Origin of the sequence: Methylomarinovum caldicuralii, assembly GCF_033126985.1 — a bacterium.
GTDB classification, from domain to species: Bacteria; Pseudomonadota; Gammaproteobacteria; order Methylococcales; family Methylothermaceae; genus Methylohalobius; species Methylohalobius caldicuralii.
In genome coordinates, this window is record NZ_AP024714.1 from 2,421,079 (window position 1) to 2,437,954 (window position 16,876).

Here is a 16,876-nt window from a genome sequence, read left to right on the forward strand (position 1 = left end):
GGCCGACCCGATTAATCCGCTGCGAAAGGACGCAATTCCCCCGGCTTGCGCAGCATCTTGTCCACTTCCCCCTGATGCAGCTCTTCCGCGGCCACCATGCGACGGGCGTAGTCCTCCAGCAGGATCGACTTGCCCTCCACCCGTTGCAGCAATTCCCGGTACACCGCCAAGGTGGCCTGCTCGTGTTCGAGGGATTCGCGCAGAATGTCCCCGATATCGTGTTTGTGCGTTTCGAGCAACGGGCCGATCCCGAGGGACGGGTGTCCTCCCAGATGGGTGATCAGCTCACCCGCCTCCCGCGCGTGGACCAGGGATTCCTGGGCCTGGCTTTCCATCCAGGAAACGATGGGAATGCGGTTGTAGCCGAAGATCATGAAGGAATAGTGGGTGTAGCGCACCACCCCCGCCAGCTCCAGTTCCAGAATCCTGTTCAACAGTTCGATGGCTTTTTCACGGTCCTGATCGTTCATGGCGAACACCTCCTCGTGGTTTGCAGGAAATGATGATGACGCCTGCCGGCCGTTTCGGCAACCTTCAGCCACGACCATCCCAGTGATGCGCTTGCCTGCGGGCGCCAGGCAGGGTAGGCTGGGGCCATCGACGGCAAGGGAGAAGCAAATGGCCATACGCCGGTGGCTCCTGCTGTTTCTGGTATGTCTGCCTCTGCTGGTGCGCGCCGGCGGGGTGGCGCTGCAGCTGGATCTGGAAGGGCCCATCGGCCCAGCGGCGGCCGACTATGTCGAAAGCGGCCTGGCCCACGCCGCCGAGGAAGGTGCGGTGCTGGTCGTCCTGCGCATCGACACACCCGGCGGCCTCGACGCTTCCATGCGCGCCATCATCAAACAGATCATCGCCTCCCCGGTCCCGGTGGTCGCCTACGTCGCCCCCAGCGGGGCGCGGGCCGCCAGCGCCGGCACCTACATCGTCTATGCCGCCCACGTCGCCGCCATGGCCCCGGCCACCAGCATCGGCGCCGCCACTCCGGTGCAGCTTGGCGGCCTTTCTCCGCCCGGCAGGGGGGATAAGAAAAAGGCAAAACCGGCCGCATCGGCCATGGAACGCAAGATGGTCAACGACGCGGTGGCCTTCATCAAGGGACTGGCGCAGATGCGCGGCCGCAACGCCGAGTGGGCGGAGAAGGCGGTGCGGGAGGCGGCCACCCTCACCGCCGAGGAGGCGCTGCGGCAAAAGGTCATCGATCTTGTTGCCACCGACATCGGCGACCTGCTGCGCCGGCTCGACGGCCGCAAGGTCCAGGTGCTGGGACGCACGGTCACCCTGGACACCGACGGCCTGACGCTGGAACGCTGGCGGCCGGACTGGCGCACCCGCCTGCTGGCGGTGCTCACCGACCCCAACGTCGCTTACATCCTGATGCTGATCGGCATCTACGGCCTGCTGTTCGAATTCTCCAATCCCGGCGCCGTGGTGCCGGGGGTGCTGGGGGGCATCTGCCTGCTGCTGGCCCTGTTCGCCTTCCAGGTGCTGCCGGTCAATTACGCCGGCTTGGGGCTGATTCTGCTGGGACTGGCGCTGATGGTGGCCGAGGCCTTCGTGCCCAGCTTCGGCATCCTCGGCATCGGCGGCATCGTCGCCTTCACCCTGGGCTCGATCCTGCTGCTGGACACCGGGGTGCCGGGCTTCGAGATCCAGCGGGAGCTGATCCTCGGTTTCGCCATCGCTTCGGGGCTGCTGCTGATCGTCGGTCTGGGGCTGGTTCTCAGGGCCCGCAGGCGTCCCGCCCTGACTGGCGCCGAGGAGGTGCTGCAGCATCCGGCCGTCGCCCTGGAGGACTTCGAGCAAGAAGGCTGGGTCCTGGTGCTGGGGGAACGCTGGCGCGCGGTCAGCGACCGGCCGGTGCGCAAGGGCCAGCGCCTCAAGGTCGTCGCCGTCGAAGGTCTCACGCTACACGTCACACCCATCGGGGAGGAACGCCCATGAACGCCTTGATCGTCGTCATCGTCCTGCTGCTGATCTTCCTGCTCAGCGCCATCCGCATCCTGTGGGAATACGAACGCGGGGTCATCTTCCTGCTGGGGCGCTTCTACAAGGTCAAGGGGCCGGGGCTGATCCTGGTCATCCCCTTCATCCAGCGCATGGTGCGGGTGGACATGCGCACAGTGGTGATGGACGTGCCGCGCCAGGACGTCATCTCCCGCGACAACGTCTCGGTACGGGTGGACGCGGTGGTCTATTTCCGCGTGGTGGACCCGGCCAAGGCCATCATCCAGGTGGAAAACTACTACGAGGCCACCAGCCAGCTGGCCCAGACCACGCTGCGCTCGGTCCTGGGGCAGCACGACCTGGACGAAATGCTCGCCGAGCGGGAGAAGCTCAACACCGACATCCAGGCCATCCTCGACGTCCAGACCGACGCCTGGGGCATCAAGGTCATCAACGTGGAGATCAAGCGCGTCGATCTGGACGAGAGCATGGTGCGTGCCATCGCCCGCCAGGCCGAGGCCGAGCGCGAACGGCGCGCCAAGATCATCCATGCCGAGGGGGAGATGCAGGCGGCGGAAAAGCTGCTGGAGGCCGCCCGCACCCTCTCCAAGGAGCGCCAGGCCATCCTGCTGCGCTATCTGCAGACCCTGATCGAGATCGCCGGCGACAAGTCCAACACCATCGTCTTCCCGCTGCCGCTGGAATTCCTCAACCTGGTCAAAGGCACCACCGACAAAGATGATCGCGGTACTGCAGCGGGTCACTGAGGCCCGCGTCACCGTCGCCGGGGAAACCGTGGGGGAGATCGGCCCCGGCCTGCTGGTGCTGGTGGCGGTGGAGAAAGGCGACGGTACGCCCCAGGCCGAGCGCATGGCCGAACGCCTGCTCGGCTACCGGGTGTTCGCCGACGCCGAGGGAAAGATGAACCTCAGCCTCACCGACACCGGCGGCGGCCTGCTGCTGGTGCCCCAGTTCACCCTCGCCGCCGACACCCGCAAGGGCACCCGCCCCAGCTTCACCCCCGCGGCCGATCCGCAAACCGGGCGGCGCCTGTTCGAGCATCTGGTCCAGAGCTGCCGCCGGCGTCACCGCCCGGTGGCGAGCGGCCGTTTCGGGGCCGAGATGCAGGTGGCCCTGGTCAACAACGGGCCGGTGACCTTCATCCTCAAAGCCCACCCCTGAAACCGCCTATTCCTGCAGCAGCTCCCACCCCGGATCGGGCGCGAACCTGGGTCCGTATTTTTCCGCCAGCGCTTCCAGGCGCCGGCGCACCGCCGCGAAACCACGCTGGCGGGCATAGTGGAGCGGTCCACCGCGGAAAGGGGCGAAACCGGTGCCGAACACCATGCCGGCGTCCACCAGATCCGCATCCTCGACCACCTGCTCCCGCAGCACCGCCACGCATTCGTTGACCAGGCGCAGGATCAGGCGGTCCTGAATCTCCGCCGCCGGCAGCGGGCCGGCGCCGGCCTTGGGCTTCAGGGGCGTGCGTCCCTTGTAGCGATAGAAGCCCTCGGCGCTTTTGACCCCCAGCTTGCCGGCCTCCACCTTCCGCCGCAGCAGCGCCGGCACCTCGGCGCCCAGGGCCTGGGCCAGTTCCTCGGCCACCGCCAGACAGATGTCGAGGCCGACGGTGTCGGCCAGCTCGATCGGCCCCATGGGCATGCCGAAATCGGTGGCGGCGCGGTCGATCACCGGCGCCGGCACCCCTTCCTCCAGCAGCCGCACCGCCTCCAGCAGGTAAGGCAGCAGGCAGCGGTTGACCAGAAAGCCGGGGGCGCTTTTGACCGGCAGGGGCAGCTTGTCGATGCGGCGGGCGAAGGCGGCGGCCCGGGCGGCAACGGCCGGATCGGTGTCCCTGCCGCTAACCACCTCCACCAGGGGCATCTTGGCCACCGGATTGAAGAAATGCAGCCCCACCAGGCGGCCGGGGCGCTCGAGCACAGCGGCGATCCCCTCCAGGGGAATGCTGGAAGTGTTGGTGGCCAGCAGCGCGCCGGCGTCCGCCCGCGCCTCCAGCTCCCGGAACACGGCCTGCTTGGTTTCCAGCTTCTCGACCACGGCCTCGATCACCACCTCGGCACGGGGGACCTCCAGTCCCTTGGGGTCGGGCAGCAGGCGGTCGCGGGCGGCGATGCGCTGATGGCAGCGGTGGAAACGCTTGTCGATCAGGCGCGCCGTACGCTGGACCGCCGCCGTCAAATACTGGGGACCGCGATCCTGAAGGCCGGCCTTCAGCCCCTGGACCACCGCCCAGGCGGCGATGTCGCCCCCCATGGTGCCGGCGCCGACCACGTGGACCTGGGTGAAATCCGCATCGCCGCGGCCGAATCCCTTGATCCGTTCGCGCAGGAAGAACACCCGCACCAGGTTGCGGGCGGTGTCGGTGCGGATCAGATCCGCCACCGATTTGGCCTCGGCGGCGAACATGGCGTCCGAGGCCCCGTGGCGGCGCCACAGGTCGATGAGGGCATAGGGGGCCGGATAGTGGCGCGGATCGGCGTGGCGGCGCACCTGCCGCCGCAGCCAGGCGGCCAGCGGCGGCCGCAACGGCGCGCTGTCGAGGGCCCGCAACCAAAGCGGCGGACACCGGCGCGGCGGCCGCCGCTGCAGCACCTGACGACATGCCCGGTCCAGGACCCACTCGGCCACGGCGTGGTCCGCCAGCCCCAACCGCCGGGCCTGACGGGCGGCAACGGTGCGCCCCGACAGCATCAGGTCGAAGGCGGCGGGCGCCCCGATGGTGCGGATCAGGCGCACGCTGCCGCCGAAGCCGGGATGGATCCCCAGCCGCACCTCCGGCAGTCCCAGGCGGGTGCGGTCGTCGTCGAGGGCGATGCGGTAGCTGCAGGCCAGGGCCAGTTCCAGGCCGCCGCCGAGACAGAAACCGTGAATCCGCGCCAGGGTGGGACAGGCAAGGGATTCGATCCGCCGGAAAAGCGCGTGGGCCCTGCGCATCAGGGCCAGCGCCTGGTCGCGGTTGGTGATGCGGGTGAACTCCCGGATGTCGGCCCCGGCGCAAAAACCGGACGCCTTGGCGGAAGCGATCACCACCCCGGCGGGCGGATCGGCCTCCAACGCAGCGACGACCCGCTCCAGCTCGTCGAGCACCGCCGAGGACAGCACGTTGGCGTTGCTGTCGGCATGATCCATCCAGATCCAGACCAGCCCCTGATCGTCGGTTTCGAGACGGAAGTGACGGTATGAATTCATGGCAAGTCACCTGCGGGTTGCATGCAGCCCCGACATTCGTTCCTGATAGAATAAGGACGAAACCTTAATGCCGAGGTGGCGGAAAATGACAGAGCGGGTCGTTTTCTCCAAGCACGCCCTTTCTTCCTTGTGTCGCCGCTATCATATCCGGCGCATGGCGTTTTTTGGTTCCGTCCTGCGTGACGATTTTGGGCCAGAAAGCGACGTTGACGTCCTGGTGGAATTCGAACCGGGTCACGTGCCGGGATTCGCATTCGCCCGTCTGCAACGGGAATTGTCCACCCTGTTGGGAAGAGAGGTGGACTTGCATACCTACCACAGTCTGAGCCGGTATTTCCGCGACCGGGTAGCACAGGAAGCAGCCGTCCAGTATGAGAAGAAAACGGCTTAAGCCGGGGGATACCGTTCGCATTCGTCACATGCTGGACGCCGGCCATCGCGCCTGCCAATTGAGCCGTGACAAACGCATCAGCGAACTGGAACCTGACAGTGAAACAGCCCTGGCCCTTACGCGCCTCCTGGAAATCATCGGGGAAGCGGCAAAACAGATCAGCCCGCAGACCCAGTCCCTCGATCCCCAAATCCCGTGGCGCGACATCGCCGATACCCGCAACCGCATCATTCATGAGTATTTCGACGTAGACTTCACGATCATTGAAACCATCATCGTGCAGGATCTTCCCGTACTGCTTCCCCGCCTGGAAAATCTGCTCCACCTGCTGCAGAAATCGGATACCACCTTTTAGCCACGCCGTTCCACCAGCATCGCCCCGCCCTGGCCGCCGCCGATGCAGAGGGTCGCCACCCCGAGGTGGGCCTGCTTCTCCGCCAGCGCCCGCAGCAGGTGGAGGACGATGCGGGCGCCGCTCATTCCCACCGGATGGCCGACGGCGATGGCGCCGCCGGCCACATTGAGTCGCTCCTCGTCGATGCGGCCCAGCGGCCGGTCGCGGCCCAGCTCGTCGCGGCAGAAACCGGCGTCGGCGAAGGCTTCGAGGCAGGCGAGCACCTGGGCGGCGAAGGCCTCGTTGATCTCCCAGTAGTCGATATCGCCCAGGTCGAGACCGTTGCGCGCCAGCAGGGCGGCGCTGGCGTACACCGGCCCCAGCCCCATGGTGGCCGGGTCGAGGCCGGCCCAGGCGCAGTCGACGATCCGCCCCAGCACCGGGAGTTCGTAGCGGCGCACCGCCTCTTCCGATGCCAGCAGCAACCAGCAGGCCCCGTCGGTGACCTGGGAGCTGTTGCCGGCGGTCACCAGCCCGAACTCGCGCTCGAAGATGGGCGGGAGCTTGGCCAGCTGTTCTAGGGTGGTGTCGGGGCGGACGCCGTCGTCGTGGTCGTGATAGCGGCCTTCATCGTCGTAAAGGATTTCGATTTCCTCCGCCAGCCGTCCTTCCGCCTGGGCCCTGGCGAGACGTTGGTGACTGCGGAGGGCGAAGGCATCCATCGCCTCGCGGGAAATCCCGAACTTCCACGCCAGCACCTCGGCGGTGCGACCCATGATCAGCCCCACGGTGGGATCGGTCAGCCCCCGCAGCAGGCCGATCACCGGCGCCAGATGGGCCGGGCGCAGCCGCCCCAGCAGTTTGAGGCGCTCCAGGGGGGATGCGGCCTTCTGCCAGGCGCCGAGCCAGGCCACCATGTCCTCGCTGAACAGCACCGGGGCATGGCTCATGGCCTCGGTGCCGCCGGCGAGAATCAGATCGCTGCGGCCGGCGGCGATGGCGCGGGCGGCCGAATCCAAAGCCTGCATTCCCGAGCCGCAGTTGCGCTGCACCGTATAGGCTGGCACCGCCTTGCCGCAGCCAAGGCGCAGGGCCGCGACCCGGGCGATGTTGGCCTCGTCGGGTCCGGGGATGGCGCAGCCCAGGATCACCTGATCCAGCTCACCGGGCTCGAAGGGCTGGCGCGCCAGCAGGGGCTGGCCGGCGCGCACCGCCAGGTCGGCGGCGGTGAAGGGTCCGGGACGGCCCCGGGCCTTGAGACAAGGGGTGCGGCTGCCGTCGATCACATAGACCGGACGGCCGCCCAGCGGCGGTTCCGGTTTCATGAGCGCACCTCCTGGTTGGAACCGGCAAATTCGTCAGGGGCGAACGCATCCACGGCGATCACCTCGGCCTGCAGGCGGCGGGCCTCGGCCACGGCGTCGCCCTCCTCGGGCCGGAGGATTCCGGCGGCCACCGCGGCCGCCGGATCGGCGGCGCTCGCCAGCCGACCCTCCCGCACCGCCTGGTGCAGGCGTCGCTCGAAGGGTTCGGCGGTGATCACCGCCGCCAGGGCCCGTTCCAGAAGACCCAGCGGATCGTTCTCGTCCTCGGGCAGAAAGATGCCGGAAGTCAGGCGGTCGCGCGCCGGCGACGGCGTCTGCAGCAATTGGGCGACGGCGTGGTCGAGACGGTCGTCCGGGGGCGGGAACAGCGGCCGCCAGGGCAAAAGCAGGTGCTTGAGGATCCAGCCGAGCCAGGGATACGGGTAGTTGTCGAGGAGCACCGCCACCGCCTCCTCGGCCTGGTGCAGACACCAGCCCAGTCCCCACTCCAGCAGGGGACGCTCGTCGGCGTGGGTTTCCGGTTCCAGGCGGATCAGGGCCGAGGCCAGTTAGAGGTGACTGAGCACGTCGCCGAGGCGGGCGGAAATGCGCTCGCGCCGCTTCAGTTCCCCTCCCAGCAGCACCAGGCTGAGGTCACTGAGGAAGGCCAGCACCGCCGACATCCGGCTCAGGTGCTGCAGCGGCCGCTTGCGCGGTCCTCTGGGAACCTGGGCCAGATAACCGTGCAGCAGGCTGGTCCACAGGGCGCGCCAGGCGTTGGCGGCGAAGAACCGCAGGTGGCCGAACAGGGCCCGGTCGAAGGCCGCAAGGTCATCGGCTTCCAGCGCCTGCATCTCCGCTTGCAGGAAGGGATGGCAGCGCACCGCCCCTTGGCCGTAGATGATCATGCAGCGGGTCAGGATGTTGGCCCCTTCCACGGTGATGCTGATGGGGACCGCCTGATACATGTGATCCAGAGGGTTGCGCGGCCCCTGCATCACCGTCTTGCCGCCGTGGATATCCATGGCGTCGTTGACCGCCTGACGCATGCGCTCGGTGGTGTGATATTTGAGGATCGCCGACGCCACCGCCGGTTTGACGCCCTGGTCGATGGCGGCCAGGGTGAAACGGCGGGCGGCGTCCACCAGGCAGGTGAAACCGCCGATGCGGGCCAGGGCCTCCTTGACCCCCTCGAAACGGCCGATGGGAACGTGAAACTGGCGCCGGATGCGGGCGTAGGCGCCGGTGGCGCGCGCCGCCCGCTGGGTGGCCGCCGCCGCCAGGGCCGGCAGGGAAATGCCGCGGCCTTCGGCCAGACATTCCATCAGCATGCGCCAGCCCCTGCCGACCCCGTCGCGGCCGCCGATCACCTGTTCCAGGGGGACGAAGACGTCACGGCCGCAGGTGGGACCGTTCTGGAACGGAATCCCCATGGGATCGTGGCGCCGGCCGATCTCCACGCCGGGCGTGTCGGTGGGGATCAGGGCCAGGGTGATGCCCAGCTCCTCGCGCTGGCCTAGCAGCCGCTCGGGATCGTAAAGCTTGAAGGCCAGCCCCAGCAGGGTCGCCACCGGCGCCAGGGTGATGTAACGCTTGTGCCAGTTGAGGCGGATGCCGAGGACACCGTCCTGCTCGCAGACGATGCCGGTGTCGGTCATGGCCCCGGCATCGGAACCGGCCTCGGGGGCGGTGCGGGCGAAACAGGGGACTTCCTCTCCCCGGGCCAGGCGCGGCAGATACCGGTCCTTCTGGGCTTCGGTGCCGTATTTGAGGATCAGCTCGCCGGGACCGAGGGAGTTGGGTACCATCACCGTCACCGCGGCGGTCAGGCTGCGGCTGGCGATCTTGAGGACGATGTCGGAATGGGCGCGGGCGGAAAATTCCAGGCCGCCGTAGCGCTTCGGCAGCACCAGACCGAAGAAGCTGCGGCTGCGGATGAAATCCCACACCTCGGGCGGCAGGTCACGGCGGCGGTGGACGATGTCCCAATCGTCGAGCATCCGGCACAGCTCGGCCACCGGCCCGTCGAGGAACGCCTGCTCCTCGGCGCTGAGCGGGTGCAGAGGGTAGGACAGCAATCTGTCCCAGTCCGGGCGGCCGCTGAACAGCTCCGCCTCCCACCAGACATCGCCGGCCTCCAGCGCCTAACGCTCGGTGGCCGACAGCGGCGGCAGTCGCCGGCGCAGCCAGTGCATCAGGGGAGCGCTGAGCAGATGACGGCGCAGGGTGACGAACGGTATGACCCCTCCTCGTGGCGGAATTCCGGCAATTCCGAGTGTACCGCCATTCAGCGCCGGTTGCACCCTTCGCAAACGAAACCGGCCCGACGGGAAATCCCGCCGAGCCGGCCTCCTCAAGCCGCCGAGATCGGCCCTCAGAGCGGATTGCCTTCCTTGTCCACCAGAGGCACGTGATATTCCCTGAGGATGGCGAGGATGTCGTCGCGCTTGGCGTCGAGCAGCTGTTGCAGCTGATCGCGGCGCGCCTTGTCCCCGCGGCGCACCGCCATGGAGATGGCGTAGTGGAACCGCACCCCCTTTTCGGACTTGAGCGGAATCAAGGTGTAGTCGTCCGGGTGCTTCCAGGCCAGATAGGCGCCGATGGGGCCCCAGACGATGGCCATGTTGACGTTGCCGGCGTCGAATTCCCGCTCCAGGCGCATGGCGGTGTTGACCTCGGGATCGCCGGTCATGGACTGATAGGTCCGCCCCTGCTTGAGTAGACCGTGGCGCAGCAGCCAGGTCACCCCGGAGGTGCGGTCGAACATGGCGATCTTGAGCTGGCGCTTGCGTTCCTCCGGCAGCTCGAAGAGCTGTGAGGGCCGCTGGATGTCGTCGAAGCCTTTGCCTTTGGCCACCGCCAGCACGTAGGTGGAACGGTAGTAGGGCTTGGTGGTCGCGGCCAGCTCGTAGCCGGCCGGCACGCCCATGACTACGTCACAGCGGTAGCGGCCGGTGTCCGGATCCTTCTTCTTCAGGGTATTGCGCAGAAACCCGATCCGCTGCGGGAACCAGGTGTATTCCACCTTCTGCCCCAGTTCCCTGGCCAGCAGGGCGGCGATGCGGTTCTCGAAGCCGTCCTGGTTGCGGGTGGACAGGGGCGGGTTGGCCGGATCGGCACAGACGCGGAAGGCTTCTTCCTGCGCCTTAGGGGCCGACACGCCCAATCCCAGCAGCGCCGCCAGCAGAACCAATTTGGAATAACGTTTCATCATGCGAAGCTCCATCGTAAAGACCAACGGGAAGTATACCGAAAAGTCGGGCTGGTCCTTGTTGACCCAGGCGTTTTGGGGTAATTTGGGAAAATCCTTTCAACCGGGAATCCAGCATGACCCTGCAAGCCAAAGACATCATGGAACCGCGGGTGGTTTCCGTCCCGCCGGAAATGCCCCTGGAACAGTTCGAGGAATTCCTCTCCATCCAGAACATCGATGGGGCGCCGGTCCAGAACGCCGCCGGCGAGATCGTCGGCATCGCCTCCAAGACCGACGTCATCCGCGCCCTGCGCTTTCAGTCCCGCGGCGTTTCCCCGGAGAAGGTCACCGTGGCCGACATCATGACCGACAACGTGGTGTTCGTCCCCCCCGACCTTTCGCCTCCTGAAGTGGCGGAGCTGATGATCGACCAGGGCATCCATCGGGTCCTGGTGGGAGACCGCCAGCACGTGCGCGGCATCATCACCGCCTTCGACCTGCTGCGTCTGGTCCGGTAAACAAACGCCGGTGATCTGTCTGGCGGGACGCGGGAAAGCCATCCCTGGCCGCTCGATACTCGGCCATCCAGGCCGGGTACGCCCGCCAGACGAATCACCGGCATTTGCATGATTTCAGAAAGCCAATCCCAGCGGATTGTCCGGATCGACGCCGGGCATGAACGGCACCCGCCGGTCCTGATCGGTGACCTGGTACACCAATCCCAGCCAGTTGTTGAACACCGCCTTGGCGGTGTCGCGCCAGGTGTTGTCGAGCGCAGGGACCAACTCGGCCTCGGGGAATTCCGGCGGCGGGAGGCCCCGGCGCCGGGCCGTCTCCACTGCCTCGCGGTAGGCGTCGAGACGGGCGATGGCCGCCGCTGACAGATAATTCTCCGGATACGGCGGATAGTCGTCGCGCTCACCGGCCCAGTAACGCATCACCTCCCGCTTGTATTCCTTCAGCAGACTGATGGTGTCGTACTCGGGATGGCCCTGGAAGAACACCACCCGGAACCCGTCGGGGCTGGTGGCCAGATGGACGCCCGCCTCGGCGCTCTCCACCAGCACCCGCACCCCGACCCGCTCCAGATCAGCACGGAACAGTTCGTTGAAGCGGGAATGGGGGACGTCGAAGCGGGTGTTGATGTCGGCCACCAGGGGATGGCGCGGCTCCACCACCCGGTGAGAATACACCCCCCAACGCTTGGCCGGCAGACGGGTGCGGCGGATGCCGTAGCAGTACTGCACCAGAGCGTGGGTCGCCAGACAGGAACACAGGATCGAGGTGACGTTGCGCTTGGCCCAGTCGAACACCTCCGTCAGCGGCTCCCAGAAGGCTTCCTGGGGCAGGTCCGGATGGGTGACGTTGGCGCCGCTGACGATGAGGGCGTCGAGCCCCTCGGCCTTGATCTTTTCGAAGGGCTCGTAATAGCGGTCGATGTGGGCCTGGGCCTCCGGGCCCCGCGGCAGGCCGTCGATGGTGAAGGGATGGACGTAGAACTGGACGATCTGGTTGCAGGCACCCAACAGCCGGAAAAACTGGCGCTCGGTGGCCTCCAGGGCCTTGTCCGGCATCATGTTGAGCAGCCCGACGTGCAGCTCGCGGATGTCCTGACGCCGGGCGTGTTCCGGGGTCAGGATCTTCTGGCCCTCCGCCCGCAGGCGCGCGAAGGTGGGCAACGGGGTGTGGGCGACCAGCGGCATCAGCCCGCCCCTCCCTCGTATGCCTTCCGGCTTTCCCGGGCGGCGATGGCGTCGGCCACCAGCTGGAGGAAATCCTGCTCGTCGCGGACCTTCGCCGCCTCACCGGCGTCGATGACATAGCCGTAGCGGTCGGCGATCTGCTGATAGCGCGGCAGACGCGACTGCAACAGGCGCGGGAACACCCAGATCACAAACTCATCCGGAGGGATTTCCTCCACCGCCCGGTAACCCTTCTCCCGCATGAACGCGTGCAGCTGCCGGTCCAGGAAATCCTCGCGGTAGTACAGCGGCTTGGGGGCGCGGCGGGCACGCTCGATCAGGGTCTGCTCCAGATCCGGCGTGGTGCGGATATAGACCATCACCGTATGCCGCGCCAGGATTTCCAGCACTTCCGGTTCGTCCAGCTCGCACACGCTGCCGCCGGCGTCGTTGATGAAATGGCGGTAACCGTAGATGTCGCGGGCCTTGTCGATGAAGGCGGGCACGTCGCGCATGGCGGCGATCTCCGCCTCCCGGTGCAGGGCCTGGCGGCGCTTGAACTCCGCCAGCGGCAGGCCGCCCCGGGCCGGATCGCCGACCTTGCCGAGAAAGGTGGAAATCGGTGTCAGATTGTCCACGGTGATGTTGTTGCAGATATAGATGGAATCGGAACGCAGCAGGTCGCGCAGAAACGGCACTTGCATCGCCTGGCGCTTGATGTTGTCGAGAATCGGCTCGTTCAGGTACTTGGTGCCGATGCGGTAGTCGCCGGAATAGTGGAACCACTGCTCCTTGGGCAGCTTGTTGGCGAGGGTGGTCTTGCCCACCCCGGACATCCCCAGCAGGGTGATCCGTTTGGCGTCCCAGGCGAGAAATTCCCGCGGCGTCATTCGCATGAATTCGGACTCCTAGCTTCGAAAGAAACGGTTATGGTAGCGGTCCGCCGCCAGGGGCGGAAATCGCAATTTTGGACTGAAATGCCGACAGCCGGTTCAACCGCTGCGCTATCGGCGACAAAATGTCAGAATTATGCGACAATCATTTGCATGAAAGCGACAGTCGTGTCATTCCTGCTGCTGCCCGTAGCGCTGCTGTGGTTCCCGGCCGTCGTCCCGGCAGCCGAAAACCCGGCCAGGCCGACGTGGCGCAGTCTGACGTTCGAACTGCCGCCAGCGTTCACGGTCACCGCGGAGCTCGAGGACATCGACGCCAGCGCCGCCCCCCTGGTCGAACGCCCGCGGGCGCTGGCGCCGAAGACGCCCCGGCTGCTCCATCTCAAGGTCGCCACCCGGCTGCAATGGTTTTTGAGCACCAAAACCTGGCTGGGGGACCTGTGGCTGCAACCGGACTGGCGCGCCCTGCAACGCAACCGCCTGAAATCCGGCCGCTCGCGCAACCTGAAAATCTACCGCTACGCCGAACACGGCGTCTACCGCCTGCGCTATCAGCCCCGGGACGGGAAAGACGACCCGCCGTCCCAATGGCCGCTCACAAGCGAACAGTTTTACCCCTACTCCCCCAAGGTCGCCCGGCGCTGCGGCACGGTCAGCGATCCTTACGCGCTGTTGATCCACCTGAGCCGGAAGCAGGCACCCGACACACCGCTGTGCCTGTTCAACAAACACAGCGTCTATGAGGTCCACCTGCGGCAGGAGGGGGTGCAAAGCTTCGCGGCGGACTTCCAGCGCGACGGCGAGCGCGTCCAGGGAAGGATCGAAGCCGAACGCTGGCGCATCCTGCCGACCCCTCTGGAACCGGAGCACAACCCCGAAGCCTTCGAATTCCTGGGGATGGAAGGCGTCATCGAGGTGCTGCGCGATCCGGCCACCCACCTGCCACTGCAGATCCACGGTTATGTGGAAGCCCTGCCCCAGGCCCGCCTGCGCCTGACCCGGGTCCGGAGCCGCTAGGCGGCCGCCACCCGGCGCGCCAGCCGCCGCAGCAGTCCGTCCGGCTCGGCCACCGCCAAGGCGGCGATTTCCCGCGCCCGGTCGCGCAGGTCGGCAAAGGCGTAGATGCGCAGCTGCGGGGCGTTGCCGGAGGGACGCACGTGGGCGATCTCGCCGTTGGCGAAATAGCAGCGCACCCCGTCGAGGACGTTGAGCTTCACCACCGGCGCAAAGCCGTCTTCAGGGCGGAACACACTTTCCAGCAGCCGTTTCTTCGCCTCCCAGGTCTGGGCCTCGGGGCTGCCTTCGGGCCAGAAGCCGATGCGGTTGCCCTCGGCATCGAACAGCGCGATGCCGTCCTCCTCGAAACGCAGCTCCTTGATCCGCGCATCCTCCGGGGTGAAGTATTCGACGATGCGCCGGCTTTCGGCCTGGGGGAAATCGTCGATCAGATCCGACTTGCCGTAGCACGGGGGAAAGGCTTCCAGCAGACCCAGCAACCCCCCTTCGCGCCGTTTGGCGGCGGCCAGCACGCACAGCAGCGGCAGGGTCGCATCCCGGGTCGGCAGGGCCTTGAGCACGCCGCCTCCGAATTCGATGTCGCACCCCAACAGGAAACCGCCGTTGGCTTCCCAGGCCATGACCCGCCGGTGGCCGTCGGCCAGCAGTTCCTGCATGGCTTCGATCACGTAGGGAGAGCCGATCCGGGTGCGGCGCACGCGGATGCCGTGAGCCCCGAGCCATTCCTCCAGCACCGGGTTGGCGCTGATGGGCACCGACACCGCGTCGGCCTCGAGGAACTCGGCGACGATGGCGCCCAGCAGGTCGCCGGGGATGAAATGGAGTTCGTCCCCGTCCACCGCCACCACCAGAGGCCGGTCGCTGTCGCCGTCGGTAGAGAGGATCACGTCGATGTGACGGTCCTGCTGTCTGGCCAGGTCACCGAGCATCTGCAGGTGGGTGTTGGAGATGGCCTCGGTGTCGAGGGGGACGAAGCGGTCGCTGCGCCCGGCGCCGATGACTTCGGCGCCGGCATCCCGCAGGATCCGGGGGATCAGCTCGCGGCCCACAGCGCTGTACTCGAAGAACAGCACCCGCCAACCGGAAAGGGCCTCAGGCGCGAAGACCTCGCGGTAGCGCCGCCGGTAAACCTCGGCGGCCTCCGCATCGACCGGCGGCAGCTGCGGGCGTGCCTCGGGTTTGAGCATGCCGTCGGGACCGAAGGGGGATTCGGCGGCGGGGCGGCCGTATTCCTGTTCCCGGCAGCGCTGTACCGCCTCGACGATGCCCGGTTCGTCGCTTTTGAGCACCTCGCCGTCACAGCGGTTGGGCTTGATGCCGTTGCGGTCGGCGGGGATGTGGCTGCCGGTGACCACGAAGCTGGCCTCGCGGCGCTGCAGGGCGTAATAGGTCAGGGCAGGGGTGGGGATGCGGCCGCAATGGTCCAGCGCCAGACCGGCGTCGGCGATGCCCTTGGCCACCGCCTGCAGGATCCGCTCGGTGGAGGGGCGCAGGTCCCCGGCCAGGGGGATCGCCACCTCGCCTTCGTGACCGGGGCAGACCAGCCTGCCGCGGGTCTGGAAATAGTCCAGGGTGCCGCGGGTGAGGCAATAGACCTCCACGTCGGTCAGTTCCTCCACCTTGCCGCGCACCCCGCTGGTGCCGAAACGCAGCTGCTTGGGCTCGTGATCGAGAATGTCCCGTAATGTCGGTTTCTGGCTCATCGGACCTCCACTTTGGCAAAACGCCGTTTACCCACCTGAAAGATATGGATCTGGCCCGGCGGAATCACCTTTTTGGGATCTTCCACCCGCTCACCGTCGATCCTGACCGCCCCCTGCCGGATCATCCGCAGCGCCTCGGAGGTGCTTTTCACCAGTCCGACCTCCCGCAGCAGGTGGGCGATGCCGATGCCTTCCGGTTCCGGGGCCGTCACGATCACGGTTTCCAGATCCTCCGGCAGCGCGCCGCGCCTGAAGCGGGCCTCGAACTGTTCCAGCGCCTTGCGTGCGGCTTCCTCGCCGTGGAAGCGGGCGACGATCTCCAGCGCCAGCCTGACCTTGAAATCGCGGGGGTTGGCCCCCTCGGCGCAGGCCCGCTTCCAGTCCTCGATCTCCGCCATGGGGCGAAAGCTGAGGAGCTCGAAGTAGCGCCACATCAGTTCGTCGGAAATCGACATCAGCTTGCCGAACTGTTCTTCCGGAGGTTCGGTGATGCCGATGTAGTTACCCAGGGACTTGGACATCTTCTGCACCCCGTCGAGCCCTTCCAGCAGCGGCAGGGTGATGACCACCTGGGGCTTCTGGCCATAGCTCTCCTGCAGGTGGCGGCCCACCAGCAGGTTGAACTTCTGGTCGGTGCCGCCCAGCTCCACGTCGGCCCTGAGGGCGACCGAGTCGTAGCCCTGGATCAGGGGGTAGAGGAATTCGTGGATGGCGATGGCCTGACCGCTTTGGTAGCGCTTGCTGAAATCGTCGCGCTCGAGCATCCGCGCCACGGTGTATTTGCCCGCCAGCTGGATCAGGTCGGCGGCGCTCATGGCGTTCATCCAGCTGGAGTTGAACATCACCAGGGTCTTTTCCGGGTCGAGGATCTTGAAGATCTGTTCCTCGTAGGTGCGGGCGTTCTCGATCACCTCGTCGCGGGTCAGGGGTGGGCGGGTCTGGATCTTGCCGGTGGGATCGCCGATCATGGCGGTGAAGTCGCCGATGAGGAAGATGGTTTCGTGGCCCAGATCCTGGAACTGCTTGAGCTTGTTGAGCAGCACCGTATGGCCCAGGTGCAGGTCCGGGGCGGTGGGGTCGAAACCGGCCTTGACCCTGAGCCGCCGGCCGCTGCGAAGCCGCTCGACCAGCTCCTGCTGCGGCAGGATTTCCTCGGTTCCACGCTTGATCAGCGCCAGCGCCTGTTCCACGTCCGTCATGGA

The 16,876-nt window shown here is 66.8% G+C and carries 16 protein-coding genes and 1 pseudogene; 7 read left to right on the plus strand and 10 right to left on the minus strand.

What is annotated here, in order from left to right; genetic code table 11:
* Nucleotides 1-11 precede the first annotated feature (11 nt).
* Nucleotides 12-470 carry a ferritin-like domain-containing protein gene (locus MCIT9_RS12255; protein WP_317705159.1) on the minus strand — a complete coding sequence of 153 codons (459 nt, stop codon included), beginning with the start codon at nt 468-470 and terminating at the stop codon, nt 12-14.
* A 148-nt stretch (nt 471-618) separates the two neighbouring features.
* Between MCIT9_RS12255 and MCIT9_RS12260 the strand changes: the two genes are divergently transcribed.
* From MCIT9_RS12260 to dtd, 3 genes are read left to right on the plus strand one after another with little or no spacing between them, the layout of a single operon-like run.
* Entirely contained in the window at nt 619-1,941 is a 1,323-nt protein-coding gene (locus MCIT9_RS12260; protein WP_317705160.1) for an NfeD family protein, read from the plus strand.
* Nucleotides 1,938-2,711, plus strand: a complete 774-nt coding sequence (locus MCIT9_RS12265) for a slipin family protein (protein ID WP_317705161.1) — start codon at nt 1,938-1,940, stop codon at nt 2,709-2,711. The genes MCIT9_RS12260 and MCIT9_RS12265 overlap by 4 nt, the downstream gene beginning before the upstream one ends.
* Nucleotides 2,683-3,126, plus strand: coding sequence for a D-aminoacyl-tRNA deacylase (gene dtd, locus MCIT9_RS12270; protein ID WP_317705162.1), 444 nt, complete (start codon nt 2,683-2,685; stop codon nt 3,124-3,126). The genes MCIT9_RS12265 and dtd overlap by 29 nt, the downstream gene beginning before the upstream one ends.
* A gap of 6 nt (nt 3,127-3,132) precedes the next feature.
* Here the strand turns inward: dtd and MCIT9_RS12275 are convergent, their stop codons facing one another.
* Nucleotides 3,133-5,157 carry a 3-hydroxyacyl-CoA dehydrogenase NAD-binding domain-containing protein gene (locus MCIT9_RS12275; protein ID WP_317705163.1) on the minus strand — a complete coding sequence of 675 codons (2,025 nt, stop codon included), beginning with the start codon at nt 5,155-5,157 and terminating at the stop codon, nt 3,133-3,135.
* An 85-nt stretch (nt 5,158-5,242) separates the two neighbouring features.
* On the opposite strand from MCIT9_RS12275, the gene MCIT9_RS12280 reads away from it, so the two are divergent.
* The gene (locus MCIT9_RS12280; RefSeq protein WP_317705164.1) at nt 5,243-5,548 is read left to right on the plus strand and encodes a nucleotidyltransferase family protein; all 306 of its coding nucleotides are present in this window, start codon (nt 5,243-5,245) and stop codon (nt 5,546-5,548) included.
* A 28-nt stretch (nt 5,549-5,576) separates the two neighbouring features.
* Nucleotides 5,577-5,903 (plus strand): HepT-like ribonuclease domain-containing protein, encoded by a 327-nt coding sequence (locus MCIT9_RS12285; RefSeq protein WP_317705165.1) that lies wholly within the window; start codon nt 5,577-5,579, stop codon nt 5,901-5,903.
* Here MCIT9_RS12285 and MCIT9_RS12290 read toward each other — a convergent pair.
* The 4 genes and pseudogenes from MCIT9_RS12290 to MCIT9_RS12305 all read right to left on the minus strand — a co-directional run bounded on the left by MCIT9_RS12290 (nt 5,900) and on the right by MCIT9_RS12305 (nt 10,400).
* Nucleotides 5,900-7,207: an acetyl-CoA C-acetyltransferase gene (locus MCIT9_RS12290; RefSeq protein WP_317705166.1), complete on the minus strand. Its 1,308-nt coding sequence runs from the start codon at nt 7,205-7,207 to the stop codon at nt 5,900-5,902. The genes MCIT9_RS12285 and MCIT9_RS12290 overlap by 4 nt on opposite strands.
* Nucleotides 7,204-9,327 (minus strand): annotated as a pseudogene (locus MCIT9_RS12295) (acyl-CoA dehydrogenase). The gene MCIT9_RS12290 and the pseudogene MCIT9_RS12295 overlap by 4 nt, the downstream one beginning before the upstream one ends.
* Before the next feature lie 3 nt (nt 9,328-9,330).
* Nucleotides 9,331-9,489 (minus strand): hypothetical protein, encoded by a 159-nt coding sequence (locus tag MCIT9_RS12300; RefSeq protein ID WP_317705167.1) that lies wholly within the window; start codon nt 9,487-9,489, stop codon nt 9,331-9,333.
* A gap of 71 nt (nt 9,490-9,560) precedes the next feature.
* Nucleotides 9,561-10,400 carry a quinoprotein dehydrogenase-associated putative ABC transporter substrate-binding protein gene (locus MCIT9_RS12305; protein ID WP_317705168.1) on the minus strand — a complete coding sequence of 280 codons (840 nt, stop codon included), beginning with the start codon at nt 10,398-10,400 and terminating at the stop codon, nt 9,561-9,563.
* Between the two features lie 113 nt (nt 10,401-10,513).
* Between MCIT9_RS12305 and MCIT9_RS12310 the strand changes: the two genes are divergently transcribed.
* Nucleotides 10,514-10,897: a CBS domain-containing protein gene (locus tag MCIT9_RS12310; RefSeq protein WP_317705169.1), complete on the plus strand. Its 384-nt coding sequence runs from the start codon at nt 10,514-10,516 to the stop codon at nt 10,895-10,897.
* Nucleotides 10,898-11,011: 114 nt separating this feature from the next.
* Here MCIT9_RS12310 and metA read toward each other — a convergent pair whose 3' ends face one another.
* Both metA and MCIT9_RS12320 read right to left on the minus strand, forming a co-directional pair.
* Nucleotides 11,012-12,082 carry a homoserine O-succinyltransferase MetA gene (gene metA / locus MCIT9_RS12315; RefSeq protein WP_317705170.1) on the minus strand — a complete coding sequence of 357 codons (1,071 nt, stop codon included), beginning with the start codon at nt 12,080-12,082 and terminating at the stop codon, nt 11,012-11,014.
* On the minus strand, nt 12,082-12,957 hold the full coding sequence (locus MCIT9_RS12320; protein ID WP_317705171.1) for an ATPase: 876 nt from the start codon (nt 12,955-12,957) through the stop codon (nt 12,082-12,084). The genes metA and MCIT9_RS12320 overlap by 1 nt, the downstream gene beginning before the upstream one ends.
* Nucleotides 12,958-13,107: 150 nt before the next feature.
* Between MCIT9_RS12320 and MCIT9_RS12325 the strand changes: the two genes are divergently transcribed.
* Nucleotides 13,108-13,971, plus strand: a complete 864-nt coding sequence (locus MCIT9_RS12325) for a hypothetical protein (RefSeq protein ID WP_317705172.1) — start codon at nt 13,108-13,110, stop codon at nt 13,969-13,971.
* Here MCIT9_RS12325 and MCIT9_RS12330 read toward each other — a convergent pair.
* Together MCIT9_RS12330 and tyrS are read right to left on the minus strand one after the other, a co-directional pair.
* Nucleotides 13,968-15,674: a phosphohexomutase domain-containing protein gene (locus tag MCIT9_RS12330; protein WP_317705173.1), complete on the minus strand. Its 1,707-nt coding sequence runs from the start codon at nt 15,672-15,674 to the stop codon at nt 13,968-13,970. The genes MCIT9_RS12325 and MCIT9_RS12330 overlap by 4 nt on opposite strands.
* Nucleotides 15,671-16,873 (minus strand): tyrosine--tRNA ligase, encoded by a 1,203-nt coding sequence (gene tyrS / locus MCIT9_RS12335; protein WP_317705174.1) that lies wholly within the window; start codon nt 16,871-16,873, stop codon nt 15,671-15,673. The genes MCIT9_RS12330 and tyrS overlap by 4 nt, the downstream gene beginning before the upstream one ends.
* Nucleotides 16,874-16,876: the final 3 nt, after the last annotated feature.